This is a genomic window from Zhongshania borealis (assembly GCF_039539625.1).
In the GTDB taxonomy this organism is placed as follows: Bacteria; Pseudomonadota; Gammaproteobacteria; order Pseudomonadales; family Spongiibacteraceae; genus Spongiibacter; species Spongiibacter borealis.
On record NZ_BAABDM010000008.1, the window covers coordinates 106,309 to 133,051 of the forward strand.

A 26,743-nucleotide genomic window follows, 5' to 3' on the forward strand; every position below is an offset into this window, starting at 1 on the left:
GTGAATACGCTAGCAAAGTTCGCCCTGGGCGCGACAGCCTTATTATTTTCTACGCTGATGAGCGCTGCACACGCAGCGTCATTGCAAAGTGAAATGGTGAGTCAAGGGCATGCGCATGAGGCCTTGTTTAGTGTGAATGCCAATGCCGACGGTCTTATTGCCGTAGGCGGCGCGGGCCAAATTAGCACCAGTAAAGATGGTAGCACTTGGCAAAGGGTCAATATTGCCCTAGCCGGTCGCTCACTGTTGGCGGTGTCAGAAGTCGGCGGCAATGCGATTGCCGTTGGTCAGCAGGGCGCGATCGTTTGGCGGAATGGTGAAAAGTGGCAGGAACAGAAGTCACCCACCAAAGAGCGTTTGTTTGCTGTTGCGCAAGATGGTAATGGCTTTGTTATTGCCTCCGGCGGCTTCGGCACGCTTATCCGCTCGCTCGATAACGGCAAAAGCTGGCAGAAGCTCACTATCGATTGGCCGGCGTTAATTGGTCAGTCTTACGAGCCCCATGTATATAACGTCACTGTTGATGCGCGGGGGCGCGCGTATATGGCTGGTGAGTTTGGCATGATCGCTCGCTCGGAAGATCGTGGCGAAACGTGGCAGGCATTGAACTCGGGCGATGAATCATTATTTGGTTTAGCCTTTGGTGAGCGAGATCTTGCTTATGCGGTAGGGCAAAGCGGCACTATTTTACGCAGCCAGGACGGTGGTGAAACGTGGTCAAAAATCGAATCTGGCAGCGATGCGATTTTGCTGGACGTGTCAGTACGCAGCGATGACCGTGCAGTGGTGACTGGGATCCGCGAGGCGCTGTCTATTGATGCTGGTGCTAGCCACGCAAAGCGTTTGGATAACGATCAGTTACTGGGTTCATGGTATTGCGACGTAGGCGTTTATAAAGGCGATTTTTATGTTGTCGGTGAGAAAGCGAACGTTCTAAAGCTCTCTATATAAAATTTCATCTGGAGATATACGGGTATGAAAAATAATAATCAGCTGGCGACAGCTATTACCCTTGCCACACTTGGCTTGAGTAGCCCAGCGTGGTCGGCAAACGGCGAACTATTCGGAATAAATTATAGTTCCAGCGGCTTTATTCGTGTTGAGGCCGCCGCAAAAACAGTGGGGGAAGAAAACCCCTTTAATCAGCGCGGTAATATATTTAATGGCGAGTCTGTCGACCGTTACGGTGGAGTAAATGCTGGCACTTTGCTGGGTTTGAATTTGCCGATTTCCGTTGGCGTGCCAATTCGTGATTCTGCAACGCGTAATGGTGAGCAGGCAAATAATGATTTCAATTTTACGCAGCTGCGTTTGGAGAACACACTGCAATTTCGTTTTAGCGATAACTTTTCCGCAACGGCCAAAATCCGCGGTATTTTTGACATGGCGCAGTACGATGAATTTGACCCTAACAGCGTAAATAGTAATGCGTCTGGGTTCTTGTATGGCGAGCCGAACTATTTTGAGTATGATGATTTTGAAACGGGTGGTGAACAAAACCGCTTAGAAGTGGCTGGCGAGAATTACATGGTCGACTTCCCGTCGCTATATTTGGATTATCAAAATGGGCCAATATTGGTGCGCGCCGGTAATCAGCAAATTGCCTGGGGGCAGGCGCTGTTCTTTCGGGTGATGGACGTTGCTAATGGTTTGGATTTGCGTCGCCATTTGATCTTGGATTTTGCCTCTGAAGAGTATGCAGATGAGCGTATTGCTTCCCCTGCTATTCGAGTGTCTTATCAAGTCAATTCGAGTTGGGAATTAGATATGTTTGTCCAAACATTTCAGCCCAGCATTTATGCCAACCCAAACACGCCGTACAATGTGATACCCAGTCAGTTTACAATTCATGATAGGTACACCAATGTCGACGAAGAGCTAAATAGCGGTTTTCGTCTAAAAGGGAATATGGGCGACTTTGGTATGCAATTTATGTATACCAATCGCTATAACCCGGATGGTGTTATCCGCTGGACAGCTTCAGGGGTGAATCGCGACGCGCCGGGTTTGCCTGGTACGGGCGCAATTCTGGCGCAAACGCCTCTCGAAGTTGATCCCACCGGGGTGTGGAGCGCCGAAGAATGGTTTACCTACGCAGGTATGGCGCGACTCGACGGTGTTGAAGGTTTAAATAATCTGATAACCGACTTCCCTGCATCTCAGTTGCTATTAGCCAGACCGGTTAACGGCATCGATGCCGCCAAAGAAGAATTAGACTTGTTCTTTATTCTGACCGGCGGTGTTGGTGGCAGCCTAACCACGGGCGAAGGCATGGGTGGTTTACGCGGCCATTTGGAGCGTGAATACAAGCGCGAAGATGTCTTTGGTACAGGGTTCAATTACATATTTACCGGCGAACCTGGTAGCTGGCTTGATCAATTGATTCTTAACTTTGAAGTGTCATTTACACCGGACCGTGTCTTTACCTCGCCAGATCTTGGTCAGGAATATTTGGTCGAAGATGAATATATTTCGGCTTTGGTATTAGAAAAATACCAGCGCTTTAGCCGGAATTTTCCTGCGACCTATATCGTGTTCCAGTGGATGCACCGCACTGAGAGTGATTTGTTTGGTCGCCACCTAAGCGGCATGGGCGGCACGGTCGATAATGCACCTACCGGCGTCGATGGCTGGGATGGACTGGTGTTGGCGCTACAACAACCTTTCCCCGGTTTAGTATGGCGGGCTGACCTGTCGGTCTTGTACGACACTCGCGGCGGTATTTATGTGCAGCCGGCATTGAAGTGGAAGCCAAGCGGCAATTGGAATATTGAGGCCTTCTATAGCTACATTGACGACGACCTTAAATCCAATGCTAACGAGAATGTTATGCAGACCTTTGATTGGGCTGAGGAGTTTGGTTTGCGGGTTGCCTATCAGTTCTAAATATTTACCCTAGCGGCGTTCGCGCCGCGTGTATGCCCAGGTAATTACGGGACCTTTCCGGCGGAGTATTCCGCCGGCTTTTTCGTCTGTAGGCTAGGTCATGGTATTTCATATAAAGCAATTTGACAGGCAATATGTAAGGCGTCAGTTCCTCAAGAAAACGGCGGGGCTTGCCGTGGGGGGGGTGTTAATGCCGGTGTGGAAGGCAATGGCGAGCAATGGCGATTTTACGGCGGCCTACCCAGATGAGTTGTTGTCGATAGATGAATACAGTGGTGGCAAATTATCCGCCGGTGATTATATTGAAGCCAGTAATGTGGATCTTGTTAAAGATTTACTCGAGCCGGTTAAGTACTACCAAATAAAAGAAATGGGGCGGCGACTGCGGCTGCGGGAAACGACCCGCGACATAATGAAATTGAGTCCTTGGGAATACCTAGAGGCCAGTTTTAAAAATGCAGGCCAAGCCCGGTTTGACGAAACCGGCAATGTAGTAACGCGAGATGGTAAACCGTGGATTGGCGGTCTGCCTTTCCCACAGGCAAAGAATGGCCTTGAATTATTCGCAGGCCTGACCATGAGTTGGGGGCGGCACGATGCTTCCTTCTATGCCATTCGTGAATACGATTTGAATCGCGAAGGCAAAGTGAATTACCAGTATGAAAATGGCTGGGCCGAGTACGCGCCTACTGGCCGCGTAGTATTGCCGGGTGTGTACTGGAGAGGGCATGAAGACAAGCTGCGTTATCAAAGCGTGTTCTTTTCTGAGCCAGACAGCGTGCGCGGTACTTCCTACCTAAATATTTGGCATTACGATCAGAATAAATTCCCTGAACTCTACGGCTATATTCCCGACTTTAAACGTATTCGGCGTTTTCCTACCGATCAGCGCTTTGAGCCGCTGGTGCCAGGTTCAAGTTTGTATTTGTCCGACGCTTGGGCGGCGGGTGATCCGCTGCACACCTGGGGAAACTACAAAATAGTGTCGCGCGGGCCCATGTTGGCGGCGGTAAGCGGCGGCTGGAATTCTGCCACTGAGAATTGGGCGCATACTACCCATGGCGGGCCTAAAGGCGACACCTTTTGGGATACCGAGGTGGAGTTAGTGCCAGAGGCGATTGCAGTCGATGCGGAGCCAACGGGGTTTCCCCGCGCACCGGTGGGCAAAAAGCGTGTATGGTTTGATGCGCGCACCCAGTTACCCCTGGGCATGGTGTCATTTGATCGACGCGGTGAACTGTTCCGCTCTTTTGATGGTGCCTACGGCCTGTATGAAGATGGCGACAAGCGGGTGATGGATGGCAAGCACCCGTACTGGTCTTGGGGCCATGTTCACGCCTTCGATGTGCAATCCGGCAAGATGACACGCATAGAACAAGTGGCCAGCATGAGTGGCGGCCATAAAATGATGGTGAATGACCACGCCATTTACGATCGCTATTTAACCAACGGCGCGCTGCGCAGTTTGGGCAATTAATTCTTAATCTATAACGAGGAAAATAAAATGACCGAGACCTATAAAGCATTAGTGGCGCGCCGTCAGGACGGTAAATTGGCCGTTGGCTTTGAACAGCTGACAGCATCTGAGATTGGCGATGGCGACGTCGAAATAGCGGTTGAATATTCAACCCTGAATTACAAAGATGGCTTGGCGATGAGTGACGCCGTGCCAATTGTGCAAAAAGAGAAGTTAATACTCGGCATTGATATGGCGGGCACGGTGGTCAGTTCTGATAATTCACTGTTTAGTGTTGGCGACAAAGTTGTACTGAACGGCTATGGCGCCTCAGAAACCCACAATGGGGGTTACACCCAGCGTTTGCGCACCAAGGGCGAATACTTAGTGAAATTACCGGCTGGTATCAGCACGCGGCAGGCCATGGCAATTGGTACAGCCGGTTACACTGCCATGTTGTCGGTTATGCGCTTAGAGCGTTTTGGCGTGGTGCCGGAGTCTGGCGTTGTGCTGGTTACCGGCGCCTCAGGTGGTGTTGGAACCGTGGCGATATCCCTGCTGTCGGCGTTGGGATATAGGGTTACGGCCTCAACTGGTCGTGTCGAAGAGACTGAATTCTTGAAAGGCCTTGGTGCCACCGATGTTATCAATCGCGCCGAGCTTTCTGAGCCCGGCGAAATGATGCAGTCCACTCGCTGGGCGGCGGCGGTTGATTCCTGCGGAAGCCACACTTTGGCAAACGTCATCGCGCAGCTTAGCTATAGCGGTGTTGTCACGGCTTGTGGTTTGGCGCAGGGTCTCGATTTACCCGGAAATATGATGCCCTTTGCGCTGCGCAATGTGTCCTTATTAGGGGTTGATTCCGTGCATGCTCCCATGCCTTTGCGCGAGGAAGCGTGGCGCCGATTGGCTAAGGATTTAGACATGGCCAAACTTGAGGCATTGACTTTAGATATCCCCTTCGACGACGTGCCCGCCGCAGCAGGTAAAATTTTGCAGGGGCAAATTCGTGGACGTGCCGTGGTTAAAATCGTCGCTTAGTCGGCGCATTTATCTACAGGCAAAAATGTTAAATTAAAATAATAGGAACACCGTTATGAGCAACAAACTTGGTGTATTTGGATTAGAGGGAAAAGTGGCTGTTGTTACCGGCGCGGGCGCAGGTATTGGCGAGGCGTGTGCGCGAATGTTTGCACAGGCCGGTGCGGCGGTAATGCTCAGCGACATTAATGTGGACGCCTGCGAGCGTATTGCCGCTGAGCTCAACGCAAAGGGCTTGCAGGCCAAAGCCATGCGTTTGGACGTTACCAGCGAAGCAGATTGGGAGGCGTTAAAAACCGCTCTGGAAGGCTGGAAAAATCGCTGGGATGTTTTGCTCAATAATGCCGGTATTTATATTGGCGGCATGCTTGAAAACAACACTGTTGCCCAAGTCAGTAAAATTAATCAGATTAATATTGAGTCCGTATTTATCGGCACTCGCACTGCGGCGGAGAGCATGAAACCCGACGGCTGCTTTGGTAGCGGTGGATCAATCATCAATTTGTCGTCAATTGCCGGCTTGGTGGGTGTGCCCGGCCACAGCATCTATGGCGCAACCAAAGGCGCAGTGCGCTCCTTAAGCAAGCACAGCGCCGTTGAGTTCGCCAAATTTGGTTACGGCGTGCGGGTTAACTCGCTGCATCCGGGGCTGATTGAAACGGCGATGGGTGACCAGGCCTTGCAAGACTTTGTCGACATCGGTGTTGTCGCCAATGTTGATGAGGCAGCGGCGCTGCTTAAGTCTGCGATGATCCCCATGGGGCGACTCGGTAGTGTGCAAGACATTGCCAATGCGGCCTTATTTTTAGCGTCGGATGCCAGCTCCTATGTAACGGGAATTGAGCTAACGGTTGATGGCGGCTTTTGCGCTGCGTAATCTTGGAGGTTGTATGGATTGTAACGATAAAGTGGCGTTGGTGACTGGCGCTGGCGTTGGTATTGGCGAGGCGACCTGCAAGGGCTTGGCAGCGGCAGGTGCGATTGTGGTGGTGAGCGATATTGATGAAGCCGCAGGCAATCGCGTTGCAAATGAACTCATTGCGGCGGGTCATCAGGCCGCGTTTATGCGCTTAGATGTTTGCGACGAATCCCAGTGGCATACCGTGGTTAGCGATATTGTTGCGCGTTTTGGTCGCTTGCAAATACTCATTAACAACGCGGGTATCGCCAATATTTGTGGTATTGAAGATGAAACCCTTGAAGGCTGGCGTAAAACCAATACCATCAATAACGACGCAGTATTCCTCGGAACCCGCGAAGCAATTCGGGTGATGAAAGCATCGGGCGGCAGCATCGTTAATATTTCATCAATAGAAGGTATCGTCGGCGACCCAATGCTACCAGCTTACAATGCCAGCAAAGGTGCGGTGCGCGCATTCACTAAATCGGTGGCATTGTACTGTGCAGACAAAGGCTACGGCATACGCGTTAATTCTGTGCATCCTGGTTATGTGGCAACGCCGTTGGTGAGCGGCGCACTGTCGCGCCTAAGCACGAGCGATGCCGAGGCATTCGCCCAGCGTGTTGTCGCGAGTATCCCAATGGGACGCATGGCTGAAGCTATTGAAATTGCCAAGGGCATTGTTTTTCTAGCGTCGGATGACGCGAGCTATATGACCGGATCGGAATTGATTATGGATGGGGGTTATACGGCGCGGTGATTTGAAGTAGTACTCGACGCAAAAGCATAACTTTTTCAATAAAGGCTTTTGCGTCGTTTAACATTTGATAAAGGTATTTCTAATCAGTGCGCGCTAAACGCCTGCACGCAATAACCCTTGGCGAGGGCTTCGATTATTTGTGGGTCTTTTGCCAGCGCTGGATTGTCTGGAATATGTGCATTATCGATAAGCTTGCGTTTGGCAATTTCAACCTTGGTGAAGCCTTCTGCCATGACAAATAATTTGGCCAGATTCTCAGCGCCGAACATATCTTTGAAGTCGATATAAACAATAAACGGTGCCTGCTCGCCCTCGGTAAATTCACCGTGGGTGGTTTTGGCAGTGGCGTTGATTGAGAACAAGTACATATTTTCTCCGGCGTTAAATGAGCGAGCGTTTATTGGCTAACAATAGCAAGACGCAATGCCGACATATTGAGCTGCATGCTAGCTAGGGCATCTTTACCGAGTTGGGTTTCGGCGTCAAAGCTTTCTAACTCGGCGGGGCTAATATGCGGATTACGGCTCATCAATGCTTGCAGGCGCTGGCGCTCAGCACTGCGAACAGTTTGATAGTTGTCTAATGCCGTGCTGATCCACTCTTTGGCGGCCGCTTCGGCGAGGGCTTCCACATTTGGGATCATGGTGTTTAAGCTGGCGCGCACTTCGCGGAGCAGTGCTGGCATGACGGTTTTCTTTATACCCTGGGCCAGCTGATTCAGCTTTTTGTGAGCAACGCTGGGGGTGAGATTGCGGTGCTGATGGTCGACGACTAAGCGAAAGCTCTGGGCGGGTAAGTAGCCTTGTAGTTGCAGCCACGGCGGCGCTTGCAGAGCGGGGCTATAGAATGCCTCCAGCAACAAGGTGCCGGCTTTTAAGCCTTTAACGGCGATAGTGCAGACGCTGGCGCTGCCAAAGTCGCTGGACATGATCAAATCCATGCCGCCGCTGATCAGGGGGTGTTCCCAGCTAAAGTAAGCCATGTCTTCGCGGCTTAGCGCGCGGTCACGATCGAACGTGCCGGTAATGCCGTCTTCTGGCAAATGCGGGAAGGCTTCAGTAATCATGTGGTCGCCAGGCCGCAGAATGATGGCGTTGTCGCTATGGTCTTCGTGCACTAAACCGAACTGGTCAGAGAGAATGTTGACGTATTCAGCTAGGCTGTCGCTGCGTTGTTCGGCTTCTAATGAGGTGATTAATTCCGCAGCACGACTTGGGTGGCAGGAGTTCAGTTCCAATAAGCGATTGCGCCCATTGCGTAAACCGATCTGCAGCTCTTCAGACTTTGCAGCGGCGCGGCTAATCAAGTCGGCGAAGGTGTTAGCGTCGGTATTGCCGGCAAGAGCGTCGAGGAGCTCGCGACCAAATGCCAACATTAGGGCATTGCCTACGGTGCAGGGCTGGCTAAAGATGGCTAGTGCGTCGCGGTACCAGCTGAGCAGTTTTTCTTGGGCGCTGTCTTGGTAGTACGGCACGTGCAAATTCACGCCGCCGAGCTGGCCGATACGATCCAGACGGCCAATGCGCTGTTCTAGTAAGTCGGGATTGAGCGGCAAGTCAAACAACACCAAATGTTGGGCGAACTGAAAATTGCGGCCTTCGCTGCCAATCTCAGAGCAAATCAAGACCTGGGCGCCGTCCTCGGGGTCGGCAAAGTAGGCCGCGGCGCGGTCGCGTTCGATTAGGCTGAGTTCTTCAACAAATACAGCGCTGGCGATTCCTCTGCGTACCCGAAGCTGTAAATCCAAATCTTGCGCGGTGCGCATATTGCTGCAAATCAGCAGCACTTTTTCGTCGGGGTGTTGCAGTAAAAATTTCTCTATCCAGCTTACGCGGGGGTCAAGTTTAATCCAGGCATCGCCCAACAGCAGTTCGGGGTGCAGGGCAGACTCTTCGTCTACCAAGCCAAGCGCGGCTTGGTATTCAGCGGGCGCGTCAAGCGGGTGCTCGTGTAGCACGCGCTGGGGGAAACCGCCGACAGAGGCGCGGGTGTTGCGGAATAACATGCGACCGGTGCCAAAGCGGTCGAGCAGGTCGCGCACTACTTTTTCAATTGTGTCGGCATCGGCGTTGCTGGCCAACGCGGCCAGTTGCGCCGGTTCGAGCAATTCACTGAGTTTTGCGGTAAAGCCTGCATCGGCCAAGGATTCGCTGGGCTTGTCCAGCAAGCCTTGAATCAACTCGCTAATGCCCTCGTATTGATTTTGCTCGGCGCGAAAGGCCTCTAAACTTGGGTAGCGCGCGGGGTCGAGCAAGCGCAGGCGTGCGTAGTGGCCGTCGATACCGGCGTTCTCCGGCGTTGCTGTGAGCAGTAATACGCTTGGAATTTCGGCGCTTAGGCGCTCCACCAATTGGTATTCGGCGGAGCTGCTGCCGTCTTCCTGCCAGTGAAGGTGGTGGGCCTCGTCAACGACGAGCATATCCCAGCCCGCTTCCATTAACTGACCTTGGCGACGTTCGTGAGAACTGATCCAGCTCAGCGGGCAAATAACCAACTGGGCGTCTTCAAAGGGGTTTTCTTCTTTCTCTTTGGATTCTTCTTCGTCGAAGAAGATGCTGCTGGGATCATCTTCGTATTGATCGATTTGCTGGCAGCGGGCTTCGTTGAAAATGCTGAACTTAAGATTGAAGCGGCGCAGCATTTCGACCAGCCACTGATGTACCAAGCTGTCAGGGAGTAAAATCAGTACGCGCTTGGCGCGCTCCAATAATAGTAGCTGGTGAATAATGAGACCGGCTTCGATAGTTTTACCCAAACCGACTTCATCAGCGAGCAATACGCGCGGTGCGGCGCGGCTGGCGACTTCGGCGGCAATATACAGCTGGTGGGGCAAGAGTTGTACGCGTGGGCCGAGCAAGCCTTGGGTGCTCGCCGATTTGCAGGTGTTTTGCTGCTCTAAGGTCGCGGCACGAAGTTCAAAGCGGCGGTGGTGCTCCACTTGGCCAGCGAGCAGACGCTCTTTGGCATTGCTGAGCTTGATGTTGGCGCTCAGAATTTGTTCTGGAACAGGGTGAATGTCGCCGTTTTCATCTTCTGCAAAATACACGATACAACCACCGTGTTCTTGCTGTTCTTTGACGATTAATCGGCCTTGGCCGGGCACGTCTATATCATCGCCGTCTTGAAATAACACGCGGGACAGTGGCGCAGCGGCTGCTGCGTAAGTGCGCTCTTCTTCTGCCGCCGGGAAGGCGATAACAACGCGGCGATTCTGTGCTTCTATAATAATGCCCAGACCAAGGTCAGGTTCCGGGTTGCTAATCCAGCGTTGGCCAGCGATAAAAATATTAGACATATATTTTGGGTACGGCTTGATGTTTTGAGTGTGTACAGGGGATTGCGCGGGGGCAATGGCCCTGATTTCTGGAGTGCGAATGTTACGCATCAGTGGCGGCAAGGGAAAGGTTTAATACTGTAAATCTCACCATCTACGGATGTTACTCATTGCTGAACATTTGCGACAGAGTGGGCGCGACACGTCTATTTTGGCTAATGTCGACTATTGTCCAATACTGCTGGTCTAGCACTGGGCTAGACTGTAGGGGTTGAATTAAATTGCCGATTTTCGGTGTGGAGAGGCTAGGTGCTGGCAAACCAGTGGGTTGTGTTACTGGCGTTTATTTACGTTGGGTGTTTATTCTTAATCGCGTGGTGGGCTGACCGGCATACCCAGCGGCCGCCGGCGTTGCGCGCCCTGATTTACAGCTTGTCGCTGGCAGTGTACTGCAGCTCGTGGACGTTCTTTGGCGCAGTGGGGCAGGCCGTTAACGACGGTTGGTCATTTGTGCCGATATACCTTGGGCCAATTCTGCTATTTGTCTTGGCGTGGCCATTTATACGCCGTTTGTCGGTAGTAAGTACTCGCAATAGAGTGACGTCAATCGCGGATTTTATCGGTTCGCGCTACGGTAAACACCAATTTCTAGCGGCCTTGGTAACGTTTATTGCCGTTGCCGGTAGCCTGCCTTATATCGCATTACAATTAAAAGCAGTGACCCAGGCGTGGCTCACAGTTCAGCAGTTGTGGCAGCCAAGCTTGGAAGCCAACCACAGTAGTACCAGTTTTATTGCAGCGCTTATATTGGTCGCTTTTACAGTCGCGTTTGGCACTCGGGTGGTTGATAAACGTCACCGCCATCGTGGCTTGATGGCCGCGATAGCGGTTGAGTCGATTGTTAAGCTAACCGCGTTTCTTGCTGTAGGCGTGTTTGCGATCAGCGTGATCTTTGGCGCTGAAGAACGCGGTATTGTTCTCAACTACGGTCAATTGGCCGACTGGCCTGAGCCCATCAATTTTCTGACTCAAATGATTTTGGCCGCTACGGCAATTATTTGTTTACCGCGTCAGTTTCATGTGATGGTGGTAGAGAATCATAGCCGCCGCGATATGCGAATTGCACGGTGGGTATTTCCGGCGTATCTCGCCTTGTTCTGCATGATGATCGCGCCTGTGGCATTGCTGGGGCAGTCCTTGCTAAGTGGTGGTTTGCCGCTGCATGGCGTTGAGGCGGATATGTTTGTGGTGTCGGCGCCGTTGGCCGCGGGCAGTACCAGTTTGGCATTTGTGGCCTTGCTTGGTGGCCTGTCGGCGGCGACGGGCATGGTGATTGTGGCCTGTGTGACCTTGTCGATCATGATCTGTAACGAGTGGATGGTACCGCTTTGGCAGTTTTTTAACCGCGCTCACAGTATTAACGCGCGCTGGCTGCAAAAGGCGCGGCGGGGCGCTATTGCGGCGGTGTTATTTGCGGCGTGGTTATTGGAGCAGCAGCTGAATAATCGCGGCGGCTTGGCCTCTTTAGGCTTGTTATCGTTTGCCGCCGCGGCGCAACTACTGCCCGCGATACTGGCGGCGCTATATTGGCCTCGCGCGCATTCACGCGGCGTAATTGCCGGCTTGTTTGTGGGGGGGGCGCTGTGGTTTTACTGCCTCCTACTGCCCGCGGTTCTGGGCCATGGCCATCCCTTGCTTATCGAGGGTCTTTTCACTGTGTCGTGGCTGCGGCCAGAAGCCTTGCTGGGCTTGGATTTTCTGGACCCGCTCAGTCACGGCGTATTTTGGAGTTTAGTGCTGAATTGCCTGAGTCTTGTGGTGGTGTCGATGCTGAGCCGATTTCGGGCGATTGAACTACGCCAAGCACGTGCGTTTACTCAGCTGAATCAGGATCGGGCCTATCGAAAAACAGACTTTGAACTGTCAAAGGTAGAGAGTTGGCAATTACAGCGTTTGCTGACACCGCTGCTGGGCAGTGAGCGTAGCCAGCAATTGTGGCAGCGCTTTGAACACCGGGTTGGGCAGCGCTTATTGCCAAACGATCCGGTGCCGAGGTTTGTGGTAAAAGAAGTCGAGGCGACCTTGGGCGCGATTGTTGGGGCGGTGTCGGCGCACCGAACCCTCGAATTACTGCAGCGTAAAAAGCCCTTAGAGCTCGATGAATTTGTGCGCTTAATTGGTGACACCTCTAAGCAGTTGCAGTTTGGTCAGGACCTCCTGCAAATAACCTTAGAGACGGTGCCGCAAGGTATTAGTGTGGTCGACGTGAATTTGGATTTGGTGGCATGGAATAGCCGTTATATTGAGTTGTTTGAGTTTCCTGAACGGCTGCTTTATATCGGTTGCCCTATTGCCAAGGTCTACCAGTTCAATGCGGAGCGGGGCTATTTGCACAATGCGGATACCGACGTTGATGGCGCAATCGCACGGCGCTTAGCCTTGCTTAGCGAAGGCCAGCCCTATCGAATTGAACGGAGTTTGCCCAATGGTCTGGTGATTGAAATTTGCGGTACGCCAATGGCAAATGGCGGCTATGTCACGACGTATACCGACATCAGCGAATACCGCCATATGTTCAATGAACTGGACGAAGCGAAAAGCCAATTGGAGCGCCGTGTCATTGAGCGAACCTCAGCCTTGGCCGCGGCGAATGACTCACTCGCCGATGAAAATCAGGCGCGGGCAAAAATTGAACGGGAACTCAATGCGGTTTACGCGAGTAAAAGTCGTTTCTTGGCGGCGGCAAGTCATGACCTGCTGCAACCGATTAGTGCGGCGCGCTTGTTTACGGCGGCGTTGGCCCATCGCACCGAAGGCGGCGAGCTAGCGGAAGAGGTCGGTCATATTGACGCGGCCTTAAACGGCGCCGAAGATTTGATTACCTCGTTGCGAGAAATCGCGCGCTTGGATTCGGGCAATATCCAGCTAGATCGCCGGGATTTTTGCCTAGACGATATGCTTGCGCCGCTGGCGCGGGAGTTTACTGTACTCGCCGCGCAAAACGGTTTGCGCTTAGGGTTCAGGCCCAGCAAATTGTGGGTCTACAGTGATCAGCAATTACTGCGGCGGGTTATTCAAAATTTTCTTGCCAATGCCCTGCGCTATACCCGAACTGGTCGGGTATTACTGGCGTGTCGGCGGCGTGGCGACAGTGTGTTGATTCAGGTTTGGGATACCGGCCCAGGTATCTCGGAGCATGATCAGCAGCGTGTTTTTGGCGAGTTTGAGCGGGTATTAGCCGGCGTTCACAATGATTCCGACAAAGGTTTAGGTTTGGGCTTGTCGATTGTGCAGCGTATTAGTGGGCTACTTGGTCACGAGGTTTCGCTGCATTCAATTGAGGGTCGCGGCAGTGTGTTTGCCATTCGCGTGCCAAATGGTCAACGCCGCGAGCGTAATGTTGTGAGCGAATCGTCTAATCTGCAATCAGAATTGGCGGGCCTAACTGTGCTCTGCATCGATAATGAAGTTGCCATTCGCACCGGCATGCAATCCTTACTCACCCAGTGGGGTTGCCGAGTATTTGCGGGTGGGAACCTTGGTGAAGTACTGGGGCAATGGCGCCTAGAGTCGGCGCCCGATATCGTACTGGCTGACTACCATTTAGACGGTGGCGAAACAGGTGTGGAGGTTTTACAGGCGCTGCGTTATCACTGGCATAGCCGTTTCCCTGCGGTGGTGATTAGTGCCGACAGTAGCGCCGAAGTGCGTGGGCTAGTTGAGGCCAGTGGCGATCAGTTTTTGGCCAAACCGGTGAAGCCCGCCGCGCTGCGTGGGCTTATGCGTAAGTTGACGCGGGATAAGTAAACTCGATATTTGTTAGGGGAGATTTGGCGGACTAACGTCTAATTGGCCAAAAGCCAGTGCCGCCTGCGTGCGGGAATGGACATTGAGCTTGCGAAAAATTTCCGTTACGTGGGCTTTAATAGTCGCCTCGGTTACGTTCAAATTATAGGCAATTTGCTTGTTCAGCAGGCCTTGGACGAGTAGGGTTGCGACCCGAAATTGCTGGGGCGTAAGACTGGCAATAACGGTCGCCATTTTCTGTTCATTGCTGTCTTGCCCGGCTTGATACTGAATCCTTTCTGGAAGCCAGCGGGCACCATTGAGCACGGCGTCGATAGCGCCGGAGATGACCTTGGCTTGACTACTTTTTGGTAAAAAACCAGCGGCGCCATGGTCAATCGCTCGGCACATGACCTCGGGAGTTTCGCTGCCGGAGATGACCAATACCGGAATTTCTGCGTAGTGGGCCTGTAAGTGTATTAGTCCGCTAAAACCCTGAGCGTCGGGCATATGTAAGTCGAGAAGAATAAGATCGCTGTTAGTGTCGGTGCTTAATACTGTTTGCAGTTCGGCGATGGATTCAACTTCAATGACATCGCATTGAGCATAGTGTTGGGCAAGCGTGGCCTTTAGTGCGGTGCGAAATAGGGGATGGTCATCGGCAATGATAAATCGCAGTGTGTTCATCTGACGCCTTTTTATTAGTGTGCTGTGGCAGCAGTGTATAGAAAAAAGCCCCGCGGTGCAGGGCAAAGACCCATAGGATTTCTTAAGCGATGTTAACCTTTAAATTGCTGTGCGTTTCGATCAGTCGCGCAACCACCCCTGGGTCGGCAAGGGTGGATAAATCACCGAGATTGTCGAAATCGTCTGCGGCAATTTTGCGCAGGATGCGGCGCATAATTTTACCTGAGCGGGTTTTGGGTAAGTCGTCGGTCCATTGAATAATGTCGGCTACTGCAATTGGGCCAATTTCCTTGCGCAGCCACTGTTTAAGTTCCGTGCGCAGGGTTTCAGTTTCGGCCTGTTTGTCTGTGAGGGTTATGTAGGCGTATATGCCTTCGCCCTTGATTGAATGCGGAAAGCCAACAACAGCGGCTTCGGCCACGAGCGGGTGCGCGGCAAGTGCGCTTTCTAATTCGGCGGTGCCCATGCGGTGTCCAGAAACATTGAGCACGTCATCTACCCGGCCGGTGATCCAATAGTAGCCATCCTCATCGCGGCGAGCGCCGTCACTACTGAAATAATACCCTTCAAAGGTCGAAAAGTAGGTTTCAATAAAACGCTGATGGTCGCCAAAAATGGTGCGCATTTGCGCTGGCCAGCTATCGCTGATAAGTAAATTGCCTTCGGCGGCGCCAGTGAGTAGCTGGCCATCGTTATCGACCAATACAGCGTTGATACCAAAAAACGGCAGCGTGGCGGAGCCGGGCTTAAGGTCAATAGCGCCGGGGAGCGGGGTAATCATCATGCCACCGGTTTCGGTTTGCCACCAGGTGTCGAGTATTGGGCACTGGCTGTGGCCAAACTTTTCGTAGAACCAAGTCCACGCCTCTGGGTTGATGGGTTCGCCAGCGGTGCCCAAAAGGCGCAGCGATTGGCGACTGGTATTGGCTAGGGCTTCGTCGCTGCAGGCCATCAGCGCGCGGATAACCGTGGGTGCGGTGTACAGAATATTGACCTGATGTTTATCAATAATGCGTGCCAATCTGCCGGCATCTGGAAAATTGGGAACACCTTCATACATCACAGTGGTGGCGGCATTACTCAGTGGGCCGTATACCGCGTAGCTGTGGCCGGTGATCCAGCCAATGTCGGCCATACACCAATAGATTTCGCCGGGATTGTAGTCAAATACCCAGTGGTGGCTAAGCGAGGTGTACACCAGATAGCCGCCGGTGGTGTGCACAGCACCCTTAGGCTTACCTGTGGACCCTGAGGTGTAGAGAATAAAGAGTGGGTCTTCTGCGTCCATTATTTCTGCAGGGCATTCGCTGCTTTGATTACGAACTAGGGTTTGGTAGTCAATGTCGCGGGGCGCATTGAGTGCAATGGTTTCGCCACAGTGATTAACGACCAGTACATTTTCAACGCAAGCTGGTTGGCATAGGGTAATGGCTTCGTCGACGTTGGCTTTGAGGTTTACGCGTTTGCCGCCGCGTTTCCCGGCGTCAGCGGTGATGACAAGTTTAGATTGGCCGTCTTGAATGCGACCGGCTAGGGCCTCGGGGGAGAACCCCCCAAACACCACTGAATGCACTGCGCCAATTCGTGCGCAGGCGAGCATGGCGATGGTGGCTTCGGGGATCATAGGCATATATAGCGTGACCACGTCACCTTTGGCTACCCCTAAGCTCTTTAGACCATTAGCGAGCTTGCAAACCGCGTTGTGAAGTTGCCGATACGTGAACTTGCGCACTGCGTCGGCTTCACTGTCTGGCTCCCAAATTAAGGCGAGTTGCTCACCGTGCGTTTCAAGGTGGCGGTCGAGGCAGTTAACGCTGGCATTCAGCTGGCCGTCTTCAAACCAACGAATAGATAAATTGTCTTTGGCGAAGCTGCAGTTTTTAATAATACTTGGCGTGCGTATCCAATCTACGCGTTTTGCCTGTTCTGCCCAAAACTCATCGGGCGAGGCGAGCGACTGCTGATAGAGTTTGGTGTGGCTGTCTGCGTCGATATAGGTTTCAGCGCTTGTTTTCGCAGGGTATTGGGTAGCGCCGGTGTTTGGAGTGTTCATGGCCTAAGCTCCATTATTATTTATTGGGATTGAGTATCCACCTTTATCACCGATAGTTGAACTAGACCTTCGTCTAAGTCCATCGTAATTTATTATTTTCGCGTTGTTAGTAGCTAGACTTTGGTCGATACATGACTAAAGGCTAATACCGTCAGCGCCCTGGTGAGCCTATAAATTTCGTGTCACTTCCGATACGAGAGAGTTCACGATGATAATGAATAAAAAAATGACTGTCGCAAGTTGGGCAGCGAACCCGTCGAGGTCTTGCCTGTGCGCTTTATTGGTTTTTGCCGTACTGCCGACGACGGCACTGGCTGAGGCGCTTGAATCTGAAACACTAGAGCAGCGCGTTGTGCGCTTAGAGCAGTCGCTTGCTGAACGAGACGCGTCGACCAAATCGGCGGCCGGTGCGACCGAATACGCTTTTGGCGGCTATATCAAGCTGGATGCGATTGCCAGTCAATACAGCGACGGTGAGCGCGCATTGGCTAGCGTGGGTGATGATTTCCTAGTGCCGTCAGTGATTCCAGTGGGTGGTGAGTCGGGAGACACCAATCTTGATATGCACGCTAAGCATTCTCGTATTTGGTTTAAAACCAGTACGAATACTGAGATGGGCTTGATAACTAGCTATTACGAAATGGATTTTGGGATTAACCAAATTGGTGATGAGCGCATTAGTAATTCTGCGGCGTCGCGTATACGGCATGCCTACGTAAATTGGCAGTACGACACCAATAGCGCATTACTGGCTGGACAAAGTTGGAGTACCTTTTTTAATGTGGGTAGCTTGCCGGATACCTTAGACTTTGTCGGCCCTGTGGGTACCTTGTTTGAGCGCCAAGCGCAGTTACGATGGACCCGCACCTTAGCCAGTGGTCGCTCAGTGATGCTGGCGGTAGAAAACCCTTCTAGCGGTTTGTATGGTGAAAACGGCTCGGCCGCTGGCGGGAATGCCTACGATAACAATGCCCTGCCGGATATGGTGCTCCGTTATAACGGTAAAGCAGGTGACTTTAGTTATAGCCTTGCCGGCATGCTGCGCGAGATAACGTATAAACAAAATTTTATCAATAGTCAGGCTCAGGCCATTGTTGGCGACGACAGTGTTTATGGTTACGGTTTGAGCTTTGCGGGTGTGTGGCAGTTAGGCAAAGATGATATTCGTCTGCAATTGAACGCGGGTAGTGCATTGGGGCGCTATCTTGGTCTACAAACCTATCGTGACGGTGTTATTGAAGACAACGGCGATGTTGAGCTTATTGACTCAGTGGGTGGCTTTGTCGCGTATCGGCATTTTTGGGCGCCAAAATGGCGTAGCAGTTTGGTGTTGTCGGCGAGCTCTGCAGATAACCCTAGCACTGTTGCTGCTACCACGGCAGCGTCTTATCAAAGTGTCCATGCCAATTTAATCTATGCTCCGGTGGCGGCGCTGAACTTTGGCGTTGAATATATTCACGCGAGCAAAACTATTGAACAACCGATTAATGGCGACGATAGCGGCGATATCGATCGTCTGCAATTTAGTGCGAAGTACATTTTTTAAGAAGTAGGGCGATGCATTGTTAATCGACTAAGGTCGAATGGTGAGTTGGCGACTTAGCTGCAATGCTTGGCTTATAAGACGAAATAAAACAGGAGAACACAATAATGGCATTTCATTCGAAAGAACTGGCGAAAGCCTACTGGCGGGAAAACGTTAAACTTTTACTTAGTTTGCTGTTTATCTGGGCCCTGGTGTCTTTTGGCTTCGGGATTCTCTTTGCTGATGCACTCAATTCAATTCAATTTTTTGGTTTTAAATTGGGTTTTTGGTTTGCGCAGCAAGGGGCTATTTACACGTTTGTGGTGCTGATTTTTGTGTACGTTTACAAAATGAATCGGCTCGACGAAAAATACGATGTCCAAGAAGACTAGGGGTGAATGATGGATATTAGAATGTGGACATTTTTAATTGTCGGGCTGAGTTTTGTGCTCTATATCGGTATTGCGATTTATTGTCGAGCCGGGACAACGAAGGAATTTTACGTGGCCGGGGGTGGTGTTCACCCAGTGGTTAATGGCATGGCGACGGCAGCAGATTGGATGAGTGCGGCGTCGTTCATTTCAATGGCGGGTTTGATTTCGTTTATGGGCTACGATGGGGCGGTCTATTTAATGGGCTGGACCGGCGGCTATGTTTTGTTAGCACTTTGTCTAGCGCCGTATCTGCGTAAGTTTGGTAAGTTTACGGTGCCAGACTTTATCGGTGACCGCTATTATTCCCAGACTGCGCGAACCGTGGCAGTTATCTGTGCGATTTTTGTGTCCTTCACTTATGTGGCGGGGCAAATGCGCGGGGTTGGGGTGGTATTTAGTCGCTTCCTTGAAGTCGATATTACCACTGGCGTGATACTGGGCATGGCGATTGTGTTTTTCTACGCCGTGCTGGGTGGGATGAAAGGGATTACCTATACGCAGGTTGCTCAATACTGCGTGCTAATGATGGCCTACCTAGTGCCAGCGATCTTTATTTCGATCATGATTACTGGCCACGTTATTCCCCAGTTTGGCTTTGGCGCAACCTTGGCGGATGGATCGGGGGTGACATTGCTGGATAAGCTCGATGGCTTGTCGGCGGAGCTGGGTTTTGCCGCCTATACCAGTGGCACTAAGTCGACGATTGATGTCTTGTTTATTACCGCAGCGCTGATGGTTGGCACGGCGGGTTTACCCCACGTTATTGTGCGTTTCTTTACCGTACCGAAGGTAAAAGATGCACGTAAATCGGCAGGCTGGGCGTTAATATTTATCGCCGTGCTCTATACCACTGCACCTGCTGTTGCTGGTTTTGCTCGTTTAAATATGATCAATACCATCAATGGTCCAGATAGCCAGGGTACCGAATATAGCGAAGCGCCGATGTGGGTGACCAACTGGGAAAAAACCGGTTTGATCGGCTGGGAAGATAAGAACGATGATGGCCGTATGTTTTACTCCGGCGATGAACGCAATGAGATGCATATCGATCGCGATATCATGGTTCTGGCCAATCCTGAAATTGCCAATTTGCCAGCGTGGGTTATTGCGCTAGTGGCCGCGGGTGGTGTGGCGGCGGCCTTGTCGACTTCAGCCGGTTTGCTCTTGGTTATTTCAACGTCTATATCTCACGATTTACTCAAACGTAATTTGATGCCGAATATCTCGGATAAATTAGAGCTTCGTTACGCTCGGGGGGCTGCAGCTGTTGCAGTGTGCATCGCAGGGTATCTGGGGATTAATCCGCCGGGGTTTGTCGCGCAGGTGGTGGCCTTTGCCTTTGGCTTAGCGGCATCAAGTTTCTTCCCCGCGATTATCCTTGGCATCTTTTACAAGCGCATGAACAAATACGGCGCGATCTCAGGCATGGTAAGTGGTTTGGTGTTTACCGCCACCTATATCGTCTACTTCAAGTTCGTTAATCCCGCGGCGAGTGTGCCTGCTAACTGGTGGTTTGGTGTTTCACCAGAAGGCATTGGTACCTTGGGCATGCTGGTGAACTTTGCGGTTGCTGCAGTCGTTTGTCATTTTACGCCTGCACCACCACAAGACGTGCAGGATATGGTCGAGAGTATCCGTTATCCGCAAGGTGCGGGGGGCGCACAAGTGCATTAAGCTAATCTAGTGAATGCAAAGCTGCTAGCGAAGTTCGCTAGCGGCTTTTTTGTGCCCGCAGTTTAAATGACGGACTAGTGAAAGGCGGCCATTACGACTTCAAAGCCGATCAACAGAATAACGATCCACTCAAGGAAAGCACTGTGACTGTGGTTTTGCTCGTCGGCTAGTATTTCTAACAGTTCGTGTATGGTGCCTAATTTTTGGGAGAGCACGTCTACGCGCGGCTTAATATCGAGATACCGTGCTAGCTGCATATAGGTCGATTCTAAATTGGGGTATTCCCAGAAAAATTCCGGGGTATCCAATAAGCCATAGTGCAGAATAATGTCGCTTTTGGCGGCAAAAAGACGGCCGCGAATTTTGGCCAGCTCTTTGCGCCGCAGGGGGATTTTGCCTTTTTCTGCGAGCGTTGCCGGGATATGTGCGGTGGCTTTGATATTGTCCAAAACCATGGTTTCGAACAAGATCAACTGAGTAGACTGCGCCAGTGCGTGGGATACCGCGAGCCTGAGCAGGTGGTCGTCGCTGGGCAGAGAAATGTGGTCGCCGCGGACGCTAAGTTGCTCTGTGTTCAGCGTAAACTGAAACAACTCTCGGCCTCGTTTGGTCGATTCCAGCAGGATATACGGCGTTACTCGTTTGATAAGTAGCTGTTGGTCGTCGTCAGATACCGCCCAGAACACGACAATACCGTACTGAAATAGCCAGGCTTCGCCAGATGGCGTGGGTACGTGATAGGCGTCGCGATAGCGGGTGAGTTCATATGGCGCGAGGGCCGCACTTTCAAGTTCAGGTATTTGGAATGCGTCACCCAGATTGATAACGCTTATGGTAGAGCTGCAAAATGGCATATTGCCACCTCGTGCGGGCCGCGCCGGCCGGTCGGAAAGTGGCAGAATGCCACTGGTCGCGCATAATATTCGCTGTTTATTTTTTAGGCAATATCTATTGAAGAAAAATTAAGCATAAAAAAAGGAGCCCTTGTGGGGCCCCTTCGGTAGGCTGAAAATGCGTTTTGTTTAAACGATTTTCTTCATTGCCGTCATGTAGCCACGCAGTCTGCGACCGACAACTTCAACAGGGTGGTTACGGATGGCAGAGTTCACTGTGATCAGCTCTTGGTTGTCGACACCAAGGTCTTTCGTGTTCAAGCCTTTGCCGATAATGTCGGTAGAGACCTTAGTCATAAAGTCGCTAAGCAGTGGGCGGCAAGCGTGGTCAAACAAATAGCAACCGTATTCCGCGGTGTCTGAAATAACAACGTTCATTTCATACAGTTTGCGACGGGCAATAGTGTTGGCGATCAGTGGCGTTTCGTGCAATGACTCGTAGTATGCAGACTCTGGCTCCATGCCGGCAGCAACCATGCATTCAAAGGCAAGTTCAACACCTGCTTTACACATAGCAACCAACAAAATACCGTGGTCATAGTACTCTTGTTCGCTGATTTCAACGTCGCCAGCAGGGGTTTTTTCAAACGCAGTTTCTGCGGTTGCGGCGCGCCAAGCGTGCAAGTTTTTATCGTCGTTAGCCCAGTCTTCCATCATGGTCTTGGAGAAGTGACCGCTAATGATGTCGTCTTGGTGCTTTTCGTACAGCGGACGCATAATGTCTTTCAGCTCTTCAGCCAAATCGAATGCTTTGATTTTGGCCGGGTTGCTCAGGCGATCCATCATGTTGGTGATGCCGCCGTGCTTCAGGCCTTCAGTTACTGTTTCCCAGCCGTACTGAATCAGCTTAGAGGCGTAGCCGGCATCGATGCCTTGCTCAACCATTTTATCGAAGCATAAGATCGCGCCTGTTTGCAGCATGCCGCAAAGAATCGTTTGCTCACCCATTAGGTCAGACTTAACTTCAGCGATTGGTGAAGATTCCAGAACACCAGCGCGATCGCCGCCTGTACCTGATGCTAGTGCTTTGGCAATTGCCATGCCTTCGCCTTTGGGGTCGTTTTCCCGGTGAACAGCGATCAGGGTTGGAACACCAAAGCCGCGCTTGTACTCTTCGCGAACTTCAGTGCCTGGGCATTTCGGGCACATCATTACAACAGTGATGTCTTTGCGAACCTGCATACCTTCTTCAACCAAGTTGAAGCCGTGTGCGTAATCTAGGCAGGCGCCTTCTTTCATTAATGGCATAACGGCGTTAACAACAGGCGTGTGCTGCTTGTCTGGCGTCAGGTTCATAACAACGTCAGCAGTGGGGATCAGTTCTTCGTAAGTGCCAACGGCAAAACCATTCTCAGTAGCATTTTTCCAGCTCTGACGCTTTTCGGCGATAGCTTCAGCGCGGAGCGTGTAAGACACGTCCAAGCCAGAGTCGCGCAAGTTAAGACCTTGGTTAAGACCCTGTGAGCCACAACCGATAATGACAATTTTTTTGCCTTTCAGGTATTCGCAGCCGTCAGCGAATTCACTGCGATCCATAAAACGGCATTTGCCGAGTTCTTGTAGCTGAAGGCGTAGCGGCAGGCTATTGAAGTAATTCTGGCCCATGATTCTCTCCTAATAGGTGTTTGAAATTGGCGCGTGGTGAGGTGGTATCCCACAATGGCGGCCACTTTAGCATCGCTTGTTTGTTGCGTAAAATGATATATAGTTGATGTAGTGTTGCGTTTTTAGCATTTAGTCGGAGGTCTGGTGTCGGACGTCGGACGCGCAGGCTCGCTCATGTCGGTTTTGCATCCGACACCAGACATCCGACGTCAGACTTGCTCTTATGAATCTCAAAGAACTCCAAACATTTATCCATCTCAGCCAGTCCCTGCACTTTGGCCGCACCGGCGAGGCCATGCACCTAAGCGCCTCGGCGGTTAGCCGCTCGGTGATGCGTTTAGAGGAGCAAGTGGGGGTGTCGTTGTTTGAACGGGATAATCGTCGGGTGCAGCTGACTGCCGCGGGGCGGGAGTTTCTGCGCTATGCTGAACAGGCGGTGGTAAATTGGCAGTCAGTGATTCAGCGTTTACATGTCCACAGCGAAACGCTGCAAGGGGAGTTGGGCGTGTTTTGCTCGGTTACCGCCTCTTATAGTGTGCTCAGTAATATTCTTGAGGTGTTTCGGCAGCGCTATCCTGCTATAGAATTGAAGTTACATACCGGTGATCAGGCAGATGCTATTGAGCGAATTGCCGAGGGTGGTGAGGATTTGGGAATTACCGCCAAGCCAAAGCAGTTGTCGCCGCGTTTGCAGTATCAAGAGTTAACGCGCTCGCCATTGCGTTTATTAGTGCCGAATATTCCTTGTGCTGTGAATGAGCAGATCGCCGCGGGGGGCGAGGTGTTGTCGCCGCAGATATTGGCGAGTCTACCTTTTATACTGCCAGAGCGCGGTGTTGCGCGGACCTTGATTGAGCAGTGGTTTCGGCAGATGCAAATTAAGCCTAGCGTGTATGCGCAGGTCAGTGGCCACGAGGCCATTGTGAGTACGGTGGCTTTGGGTTTGGGTATCGGCGTGGTGCCGGAATTGGTACTGGCGACGAGTTTTTTGCGTGAGCGAGTGCGGGTTATTCCTGTAGAGCCAGCGCTGCCTACGATGGAAATTGGGGTGGTGGTCCTACAGCAACGATTGTCGAATCCCTTGGTCAAAGCGTTTTGGGATTGCGCTAGGTCATCGTACAGTTAGCGCATTTAATTTATGATGCTTCTTTTTATAGACTTATTTAACGAATCGGGAAAGCTATGACAGAACCACAGGGCAACGACAAGCCAAAATCGCCGTTTGACACGGAAGCCTTGCTGCTGATTGACGATCACGAGGAGGAAGTCTCGGTGAATGGTAAGACCGAGCGCAAGCGCGGAATCTATTTGCTGCCTAATTTATTTACCACCGCGGCTTTGTTTGCTGGTTTTTACGCCATTATCTCCGGTATGCACGGCAATTTTGAAAATGCCGCTATCGCAATTTTTGCGGCCATGATATTTGATGGTTTGGATGGTCGGGTTGCAAGGTTGATGAATGCCCAAAGTAAATTTGGCGCTGAATACGATAGTTTGTCGGATATGGTGTCCTTCGGTGTGGCCCCTGCACTGGTGGTGTTTAGTTGGGCGTTAGTCGATTTGGGTAAGTTTGGTTGGGCTGTGGCATTCATTTACGTGGCTTGTGCGGCGTTGCGCTTGGCGCGCTTTAATACTCAAATTGACACGGCCGATAAGAATTATTTCACCGGCTTAGCCAGCCCTGCTGCCGCGGCAGTCATGGCCGGTTTGGTATGGGTCTGCGCTGAACAGGGTTGGGTTGAGAAAGGGGTGCACTTTGAACTCGAGGTGTTTGCCGGTATTTTAATGGCGGTTTGTGGCATGCTGATGATACTCAATGTGCGCTATAGCAGCTTTAAAGGCATCGATTTCCGTGGTCGGGTGCCATTTGTCGTAATGATTGTTGTCGTGTTGATCTTCGGTCTTGTGTCGGTGGATCCGGCTCGGGTCTTGCTGGCGGCGGCGTTGATCTATGCGCTGTCAGGCCCCGTACAAGCTATCTATCGTCGCTTTAAATGAGTCAGCTGTAACATTGCGGTGGCTGGCGCATCTAAAGAGAAGACATCATTCTTTAGGGAGTTTGCGCCATGCTAATCCGTTCACCCTCAGATATCCCCAGTAGTGAGATTACTCCAGAGGGCGTGTATCTCCAGCGTCGTCAGTTCATGCAAGGTATTGGCGTCGGCGCGGCGATGGCGGGTTTGGGTTTACCGCTGAGCAGTGCTGCAGCTAAGTCGGAATTGGCTACCCTCAATTATCAATCTGTTGTTGCTAAGGCTGACAATCCCTTCTATACCGATGAGAAAGTGGCGTCATTTAATGATGCCAGCACGTATAACAATTTCTACGAATTTGGTACCGATAAATCTGATCCGGCGCGCTATGCCGACGCGCTGACAACTGATCCGTGGTCGGTATCGGTAGAAGGTGAGGTCACCAAACCCGGTAAATATCCCCTCGAAGATATAATGAAGCTCATGAGCTTAGAAGAGCGTATCTACCGTTTGCGTTGTGTCGAAGCCTGGTCGATGGTTATTCCCTGGGTCGGCTTTCCGCTGGCGGATTTGCTGAAAATGTTTGAGCCTAACTCGAATGCTAGATACGTGGAGTTTACAACGCTGGTCCGTCGCGATGAAATGCGCGGCCAGCGCTCGGCATTTAGTACTATCGATTGGCCTTATAAAGAAGGCTTGCGGATAGATGAGGCCATGCATCCTCTGGCGTTTATGAGTGTGGGGATGTATGGCAAGGTTTTGCCAAATCAAAACGGTGCGCCAATTCGTTTGGTAGTGCCATGGAAATACGGTTTTAAAAGTATTAAGTCTATTGTCAATATTCGTTTCACCTCGCGTAAACCCCAAACTAGCTGGGAGGGTATTGCGCCTAATGAATATGGCTTTTACGCTAATGTGAATCCAGAGGTGGATCATCCGCGCTGGACTCAGCGCTATGAGCGACGCCTGCCTGGTAGTTTGTTACGACCAAATCGAATAGAAACTCAGATGTTCAATGGTTATGGTGACCAGGTCGCTAGTTTGTATAAGGGTATGAATCTGCGGCGTAACTACTAATGGCAAAGCAGAATGTTTCCGGCTTAGCGTGGGCGAAGCCCTTTCTGCATATCCTTTGCCTGCTGCCGTTTACTTATATTGTGTGGGCGGCGCTAAGTGAAAGTTTGGGTACCGACCCTGTTAAGGCATTAATTCTTTTGACAGGTGAGTGGTCGATCCGCTTGTTGATTTTTACCTTGGCGATTACGCCCCTGCGGCAATGGCTGAATATGCCAAAGTTGCTGCGCTACCGCCGTATGCTTGGTTTATATGCGTGGTTTTACGTCAACCTGCATTTCTTGGTTGTCCTAACGTATCTGTTTGCTTGGGATTGGCGGATCGCACAGGAAGAATTGCTTGAGCGACCTTATATAGTCGTCGGCTTTTTAGCTTGGCTATTTATGCTGCCCTTGGGTGTCACCTCAAATAACAAAGCAGTGCGTGCACTTGGCCGCAACTGGAAAAAAATTCACAAGCTAATCTATCTCATTGCGACCCTTGCTTGGGTGCATGTTTTTTGGCAAGTCCGTTCAAGCTACTTCGATGCCGTCCTTTATGGTGCCCTGATTTTGCTGCTGTTTTATCCCCGATTAAAGAAAGTTTACGAAACACGTTGACTCCTAATGTGGCGTGTCTATAATGCGCCTCCTCAACTGCTGAGGCGGACTTCACCGAGGTGCGGGACGCGATTTGTTTAAGCGGTTGGGGTGGTAAGAAAGTTTAAAAAACTACTTGCTAC

Annotated in this window: 20 protein-coding genes; 14 read left to right on the forward strand and 6 right to left on the reverse strand. The window is 51.5% G+C overall.

All coding sequences use genetic code 11. From position 1 onward, the window contains the following. The 6 genes from ABD836_RS16335 to ABD836_RS16360 all read left to right on the forward strand — a co-directional run bounded on the left by ABD836_RS16335 (window position 1) and on the right by ABD836_RS16360 (window position 7,044). Complete coding sequence (locus ABD836_RS16335; protein WP_344938025.1) at window positions 1-951, forward strand: WD40/YVTN/BNR-like repeat-containing protein; 951 nt, start codon at window positions 1-3, stop codon at window positions 949-951. Between the two features lie 24 nt (window positions 952-975). Beyond that, window positions 976-2,886 (forward strand): DUF1302 family protein, encoded by a 1,911-nt coding sequence (locus ABD836_RS16340; RefSeq protein WP_344938027.1) that lies wholly within the window; start codon window positions 976-978, stop codon window positions 2,884-2,886. A 100-nt stretch (window positions 2,887-2,986) separates the two neighbouring features. Beyond that, a complete protein-coding gene (locus ABD836_RS16345) occupies window positions 2,987-4,363 on the forward strand; it encodes a DUF1329 domain-containing protein (protein ID WP_344938029.1) in 1,377 nt (458 codons plus the stop codon). Window positions 4,364-4,390: 27 nt separating this feature from the next. Continuing rightward, on the forward strand, window positions 4,391-5,383 hold the full coding sequence (locus ABD836_RS16350; RefSeq protein WP_344938031.1) for an MDR family oxidoreductase: 993 nt from the start codon (window positions 4,391-4,393) through the stop codon (window positions 5,381-5,383). A gap of 55 nt (window positions 5,384-5,438) precedes the next feature. Further along, entirely contained in the window at window positions 5,439-6,260 is an 822-nt protein-coding gene (locus ABD836_RS16355; RefSeq protein ID WP_344938032.1) for an SDR family NAD(P)-dependent oxidoreductase, read from the forward strand. Between the two features lie 13 nt (window positions 6,261-6,273). Beyond that, the gene (locus ABD836_RS16360) at window positions 6,274-7,044 is read left to right on the forward strand and encodes a glucose 1-dehydrogenase (RefSeq protein WP_344938034.1); all 771 of its coding nucleotides are present in this window, start codon (window positions 6,274-6,276) and stop codon (window positions 7,042-7,044) included. An 83-nt stretch (window positions 7,045-7,127) separates the two neighbouring features. On the opposite strand, the gene ABD836_RS16365 is transcribed toward ABD836_RS16360, so the two are convergent. Both ABD836_RS16365 and rapA read right to left on the reverse strand, forming a co-directional pair. After that, on the reverse strand, window positions 7,128-7,412 hold the full coding sequence (locus ABD836_RS16365) for a hypothetical protein (protein ID WP_320836965.1): 285 nt from the start codon (window positions 7,410-7,412) through the stop codon (window positions 7,128-7,130). 29 nt (window positions 7,413-7,441) lie between these two features. Then, window positions 7,442-10,339, reverse strand: a complete 2,898-nt coding sequence (gene rapA, locus ABD836_RS16370; protein ID WP_344938038.1) for an RNA polymerase-associated protein RapA — start codon at window positions 10,337-10,339, stop codon at window positions 7,442-7,444. 288 nt (window positions 10,340-10,627) lie between these two features. Between rapA and ABD836_RS16375 the strand changes: the two genes are divergently transcribed. Then, window positions 10,628-14,125: a hybrid sensor histidine kinase/response regulator gene (locus ABD836_RS16375; RefSeq protein WP_344938040.1), complete on the forward strand. Its 3,498-nt coding sequence runs from the start codon at window positions 10,628-10,630 to the stop codon at window positions 14,123-14,125. A gap of 12 nt (window positions 14,126-14,137) precedes the next feature. Here ABD836_RS16375 and ABD836_RS16380 read toward each other — a convergent pair whose 3' ends face one another. Continuing rightward, on the reverse strand, window positions 14,138-14,791 hold the full coding sequence (locus tag ABD836_RS16380; protein ID WP_344938042.1) for a response regulator: 654 nt from the start codon (window positions 14,789-14,791) through the stop codon (window positions 14,138-14,140). An 82-nt stretch (window positions 14,792-14,873) separates the two neighbouring features. Beyond that, the gene (gene acs, locus ABD836_RS16385) at window positions 14,874-16,844 is read right to left on the reverse strand and encodes an acetate--CoA ligase (RefSeq protein ID WP_344938044.1); all 1,971 of its coding nucleotides are present in this window, start codon (window positions 16,842-16,844) and stop codon (window positions 14,874-14,876) included. A gap of 208 nt (window positions 16,845-17,052) precedes the next feature. Between acs and ABD836_RS16390 the strand changes: the two genes are divergently transcribed. From ABD836_RS16390 to ABD836_RS16400, 3 genes are all read left to right on the forward strand, one after another. Next, window positions 17,053-18,390: a DcaP family trimeric outer membrane transporter gene (locus ABD836_RS16390; RefSeq protein WP_344938046.1), complete on the forward strand. Its 1,338-nt coding sequence runs from the start codon at window positions 17,053-17,055 to the stop codon at window positions 18,388-18,390. A gap of 104 nt (window positions 18,391-18,494) precedes the next feature. Beyond that, entirely contained in the window at window positions 18,495-18,761 is a 267-nt protein-coding gene (locus ABD836_RS16395; protein ID WP_344938048.1) for a DUF4212 domain-containing protein, read from the forward strand. 9 nt (window positions 18,762-18,770) lie between these two features. Beyond that, entirely contained in the window at window positions 18,771-20,477 is a 1,707-nt protein-coding gene (locus ABD836_RS16400; protein WP_344938067.1) for a sodium:solute symporter family protein, read from the forward strand. A gap of 74 nt (window positions 20,478-20,551) precedes the next feature. Here the strand turns inward: ABD836_RS16400 and ABD836_RS16405 are convergent, their stop codons facing one another. Continuing rightward, on the reverse strand, window positions 20,552-21,331 hold the full coding sequence (locus ABD836_RS16405; RefSeq protein WP_344938050.1) for an RMD1 family protein: 780 nt from the start codon (window positions 21,329-21,331) through the stop codon (window positions 20,552-20,554). Window positions 21,332-21,499: 168 nt separating this feature from the next. After that, window positions 21,500-22,975, reverse strand: a complete 1,476-nt coding sequence (gene ilvC / locus ABD836_RS16410) for a ketol-acid reductoisomerase (RefSeq protein ID WP_344938052.1) — start codon at window positions 22,973-22,975, stop codon at window positions 21,500-21,502. 223 nt (window positions 22,976-23,198) lie between these two features. Here ilvC and ilvY point away from each other — a divergent pair, with 223 nt between their 5' ends. The 4 genes from ilvY (at window position 23,199) to ABD836_RS16430 (ending at window position 26,621) form a co-directional block, all read left to right on the forward strand. Then, on the forward strand, window positions 23,199-24,101 hold the full coding sequence (gene ilvY, locus ABD836_RS16415) for an HTH-type transcriptional activator IlvY (RefSeq protein ID WP_344938054.1): 903 nt from the start codon (window positions 23,199-23,201) through the stop codon (window positions 24,099-24,101). Between the two features lie 56 nt (window positions 24,102-24,157). Next, window positions 24,158-24,973: a CDP-diacylglycerol--serine O-phosphatidyltransferase gene (gene pssA / locus ABD836_RS16420; protein ID WP_344938056.1), complete on the forward strand. Its 816-nt coding sequence runs from the start codon at window positions 24,158-24,160 to the stop codon at window positions 24,971-24,973. Window positions 24,974-25,041: 68 nt separating this feature from the next. Next, window positions 25,042-26,025: a protein-methionine-sulfoxide reductase catalytic subunit MsrP gene (msrP, locus tag ABD836_RS16425; RefSeq protein WP_344938057.1), complete on the forward strand. Its 984-nt coding sequence runs from the start codon at window positions 25,042-25,044 to the stop codon at window positions 26,023-26,025. Continuing rightward, window positions 26,025-26,621, forward strand: a complete 597-nt coding sequence (locus ABD836_RS16430) for a protein-methionine-sulfoxide reductase heme-binding subunit MsrQ (RefSeq protein ID WP_344938059.1) — start codon at window positions 26,025-26,027, stop codon at window positions 26,619-26,621. The genes msrP and ABD836_RS16430 overlap by 1 nt, the downstream gene beginning before the upstream one ends. The last annotated feature ends 122 nt before the right edge of the window (window positions 26,622-26,743 follow it).

What these genes read in the sequence shown, in the direction of transcription:
- ABD836_RS16350 (WP_344938031.1), top strand. Translation starts at nt 4,391, where the DNA reads ATGACCGAGACCTATAAAGCATTAGTGGCGCGCCGTCAGGACGGTAAA.
- rapA (WP_344938038.1), bottom strand. Translation starts at nt 10,339, where the DNA reads ATGTCTAATATTTTTATCGCTGGCCAACGCTGGATTAGCAACCCGGAA.
- acs (WP_344938044.1), bottom strand. Translation starts at nt 16,844, where the DNA reads ATGAACACTCCAAACACCGGCGCTACCCAATACCCTGCGAAAACAAGC.
- ABD836_RS16340 (WP_344938027.1), top strand. Translation starts at nt 976, where the DNA reads ATGAAAAATAATAATCAGCTGGCGACAGCTATTACCCTTGCCACACTT.
- ABD836_RS16430 (WP_344938059.1), top strand. Translation starts at nt 26,025, where the DNA reads ATGGCAAAGCAGAATGTTTCCGGCTTAGCGTGGGCGAAGCCCTTTCTG.
- msrP (WP_344938057.1), top strand. Translation starts at nt 25,042, where the DNA reads ATGCTAATCCGTTCACCCTCAGATATCCCCAGTAGTGAGATTACTCCA.
- ABD836_RS16345 (WP_344938029.1), top strand. Translation starts at nt 2,987, where the DNA reads ATGGTATTTCATATAAAGCAATTTGACAGGCAATATGTAAGGCGTCAG.
- ABD836_RS16360 (WP_344938034.1), top strand. Translation starts at nt 6,274, where the DNA reads ATGGATTGTAACGATAAAGTGGCGTTGGTGACTGGCGCTGGCGTTGGT.
- ilvY (WP_344938054.1), top strand. Translation starts at nt 23,199, where the DNA reads ATGAATCTCAAAGAACTCCAAACATTTATCCATCTCAGCCAGTCCCTG.
- ABD836_RS16395 (WP_344938048.1), top strand. Translation starts at nt 18,495, where the DNA reads ATGGCATTTCATTCGAAAGAACTGGCGAAAGCCTACTGGCGGGAAAAC.
- ABD836_RS16405 (WP_344938050.1), bottom strand. Translation starts at nt 21,331, where the DNA reads ATGCCATTTTGCAGCTCTACCATAAGCGTTATCAATCTGGGTGACGCA.
- ABD836_RS16355 (WP_344938032.1), top strand. Translation starts at nt 5,439, where the DNA reads ATGAGCAACAAACTTGGTGTATTTGGATTAGAGGGAAAAGTGGCTGTT.
- ABD836_RS16390 (WP_344938046.1), top strand. Translation starts at nt 17,053, where the DNA reads ATGATAATGAATAAAAAAATGACTGTCGCAAGTTGGGCAGCGAACCCG.
- ABD836_RS16380 (WP_344938042.1), bottom strand. Translation starts at nt 14,791, where the DNA reads ATGAACACACTGCGATTTATCATTGCCGATGACCATCCCCTATTTCGC.
- ABD836_RS16400 (WP_344938067.1), top strand. Translation starts at nt 18,771, where the DNA reads ATGGATATTAGAATGTGGACATTTTTAATTGTCGGGCTGAGTTTTGTG.
- pssA (WP_344938056.1), top strand. Translation starts at nt 24,158, where the DNA reads ATGACAGAACCACAGGGCAACGACAAGCCAAAATCGCCGTTTGACACG.
- ABD836_RS16365 (WP_320836965.1), bottom strand. Translation starts at nt 7,412, where the DNA reads ATGTACTTGTTCTCAATCAACGCCACTGCCAAAACCACCCACGGTGAA.
- ilvC (WP_344938052.1), bottom strand. Translation starts at nt 22,975, where the DNA reads ATGGGCCAGAATTACTTCAATAGCCTGCCGCTACGCCTTCAGCTACAA.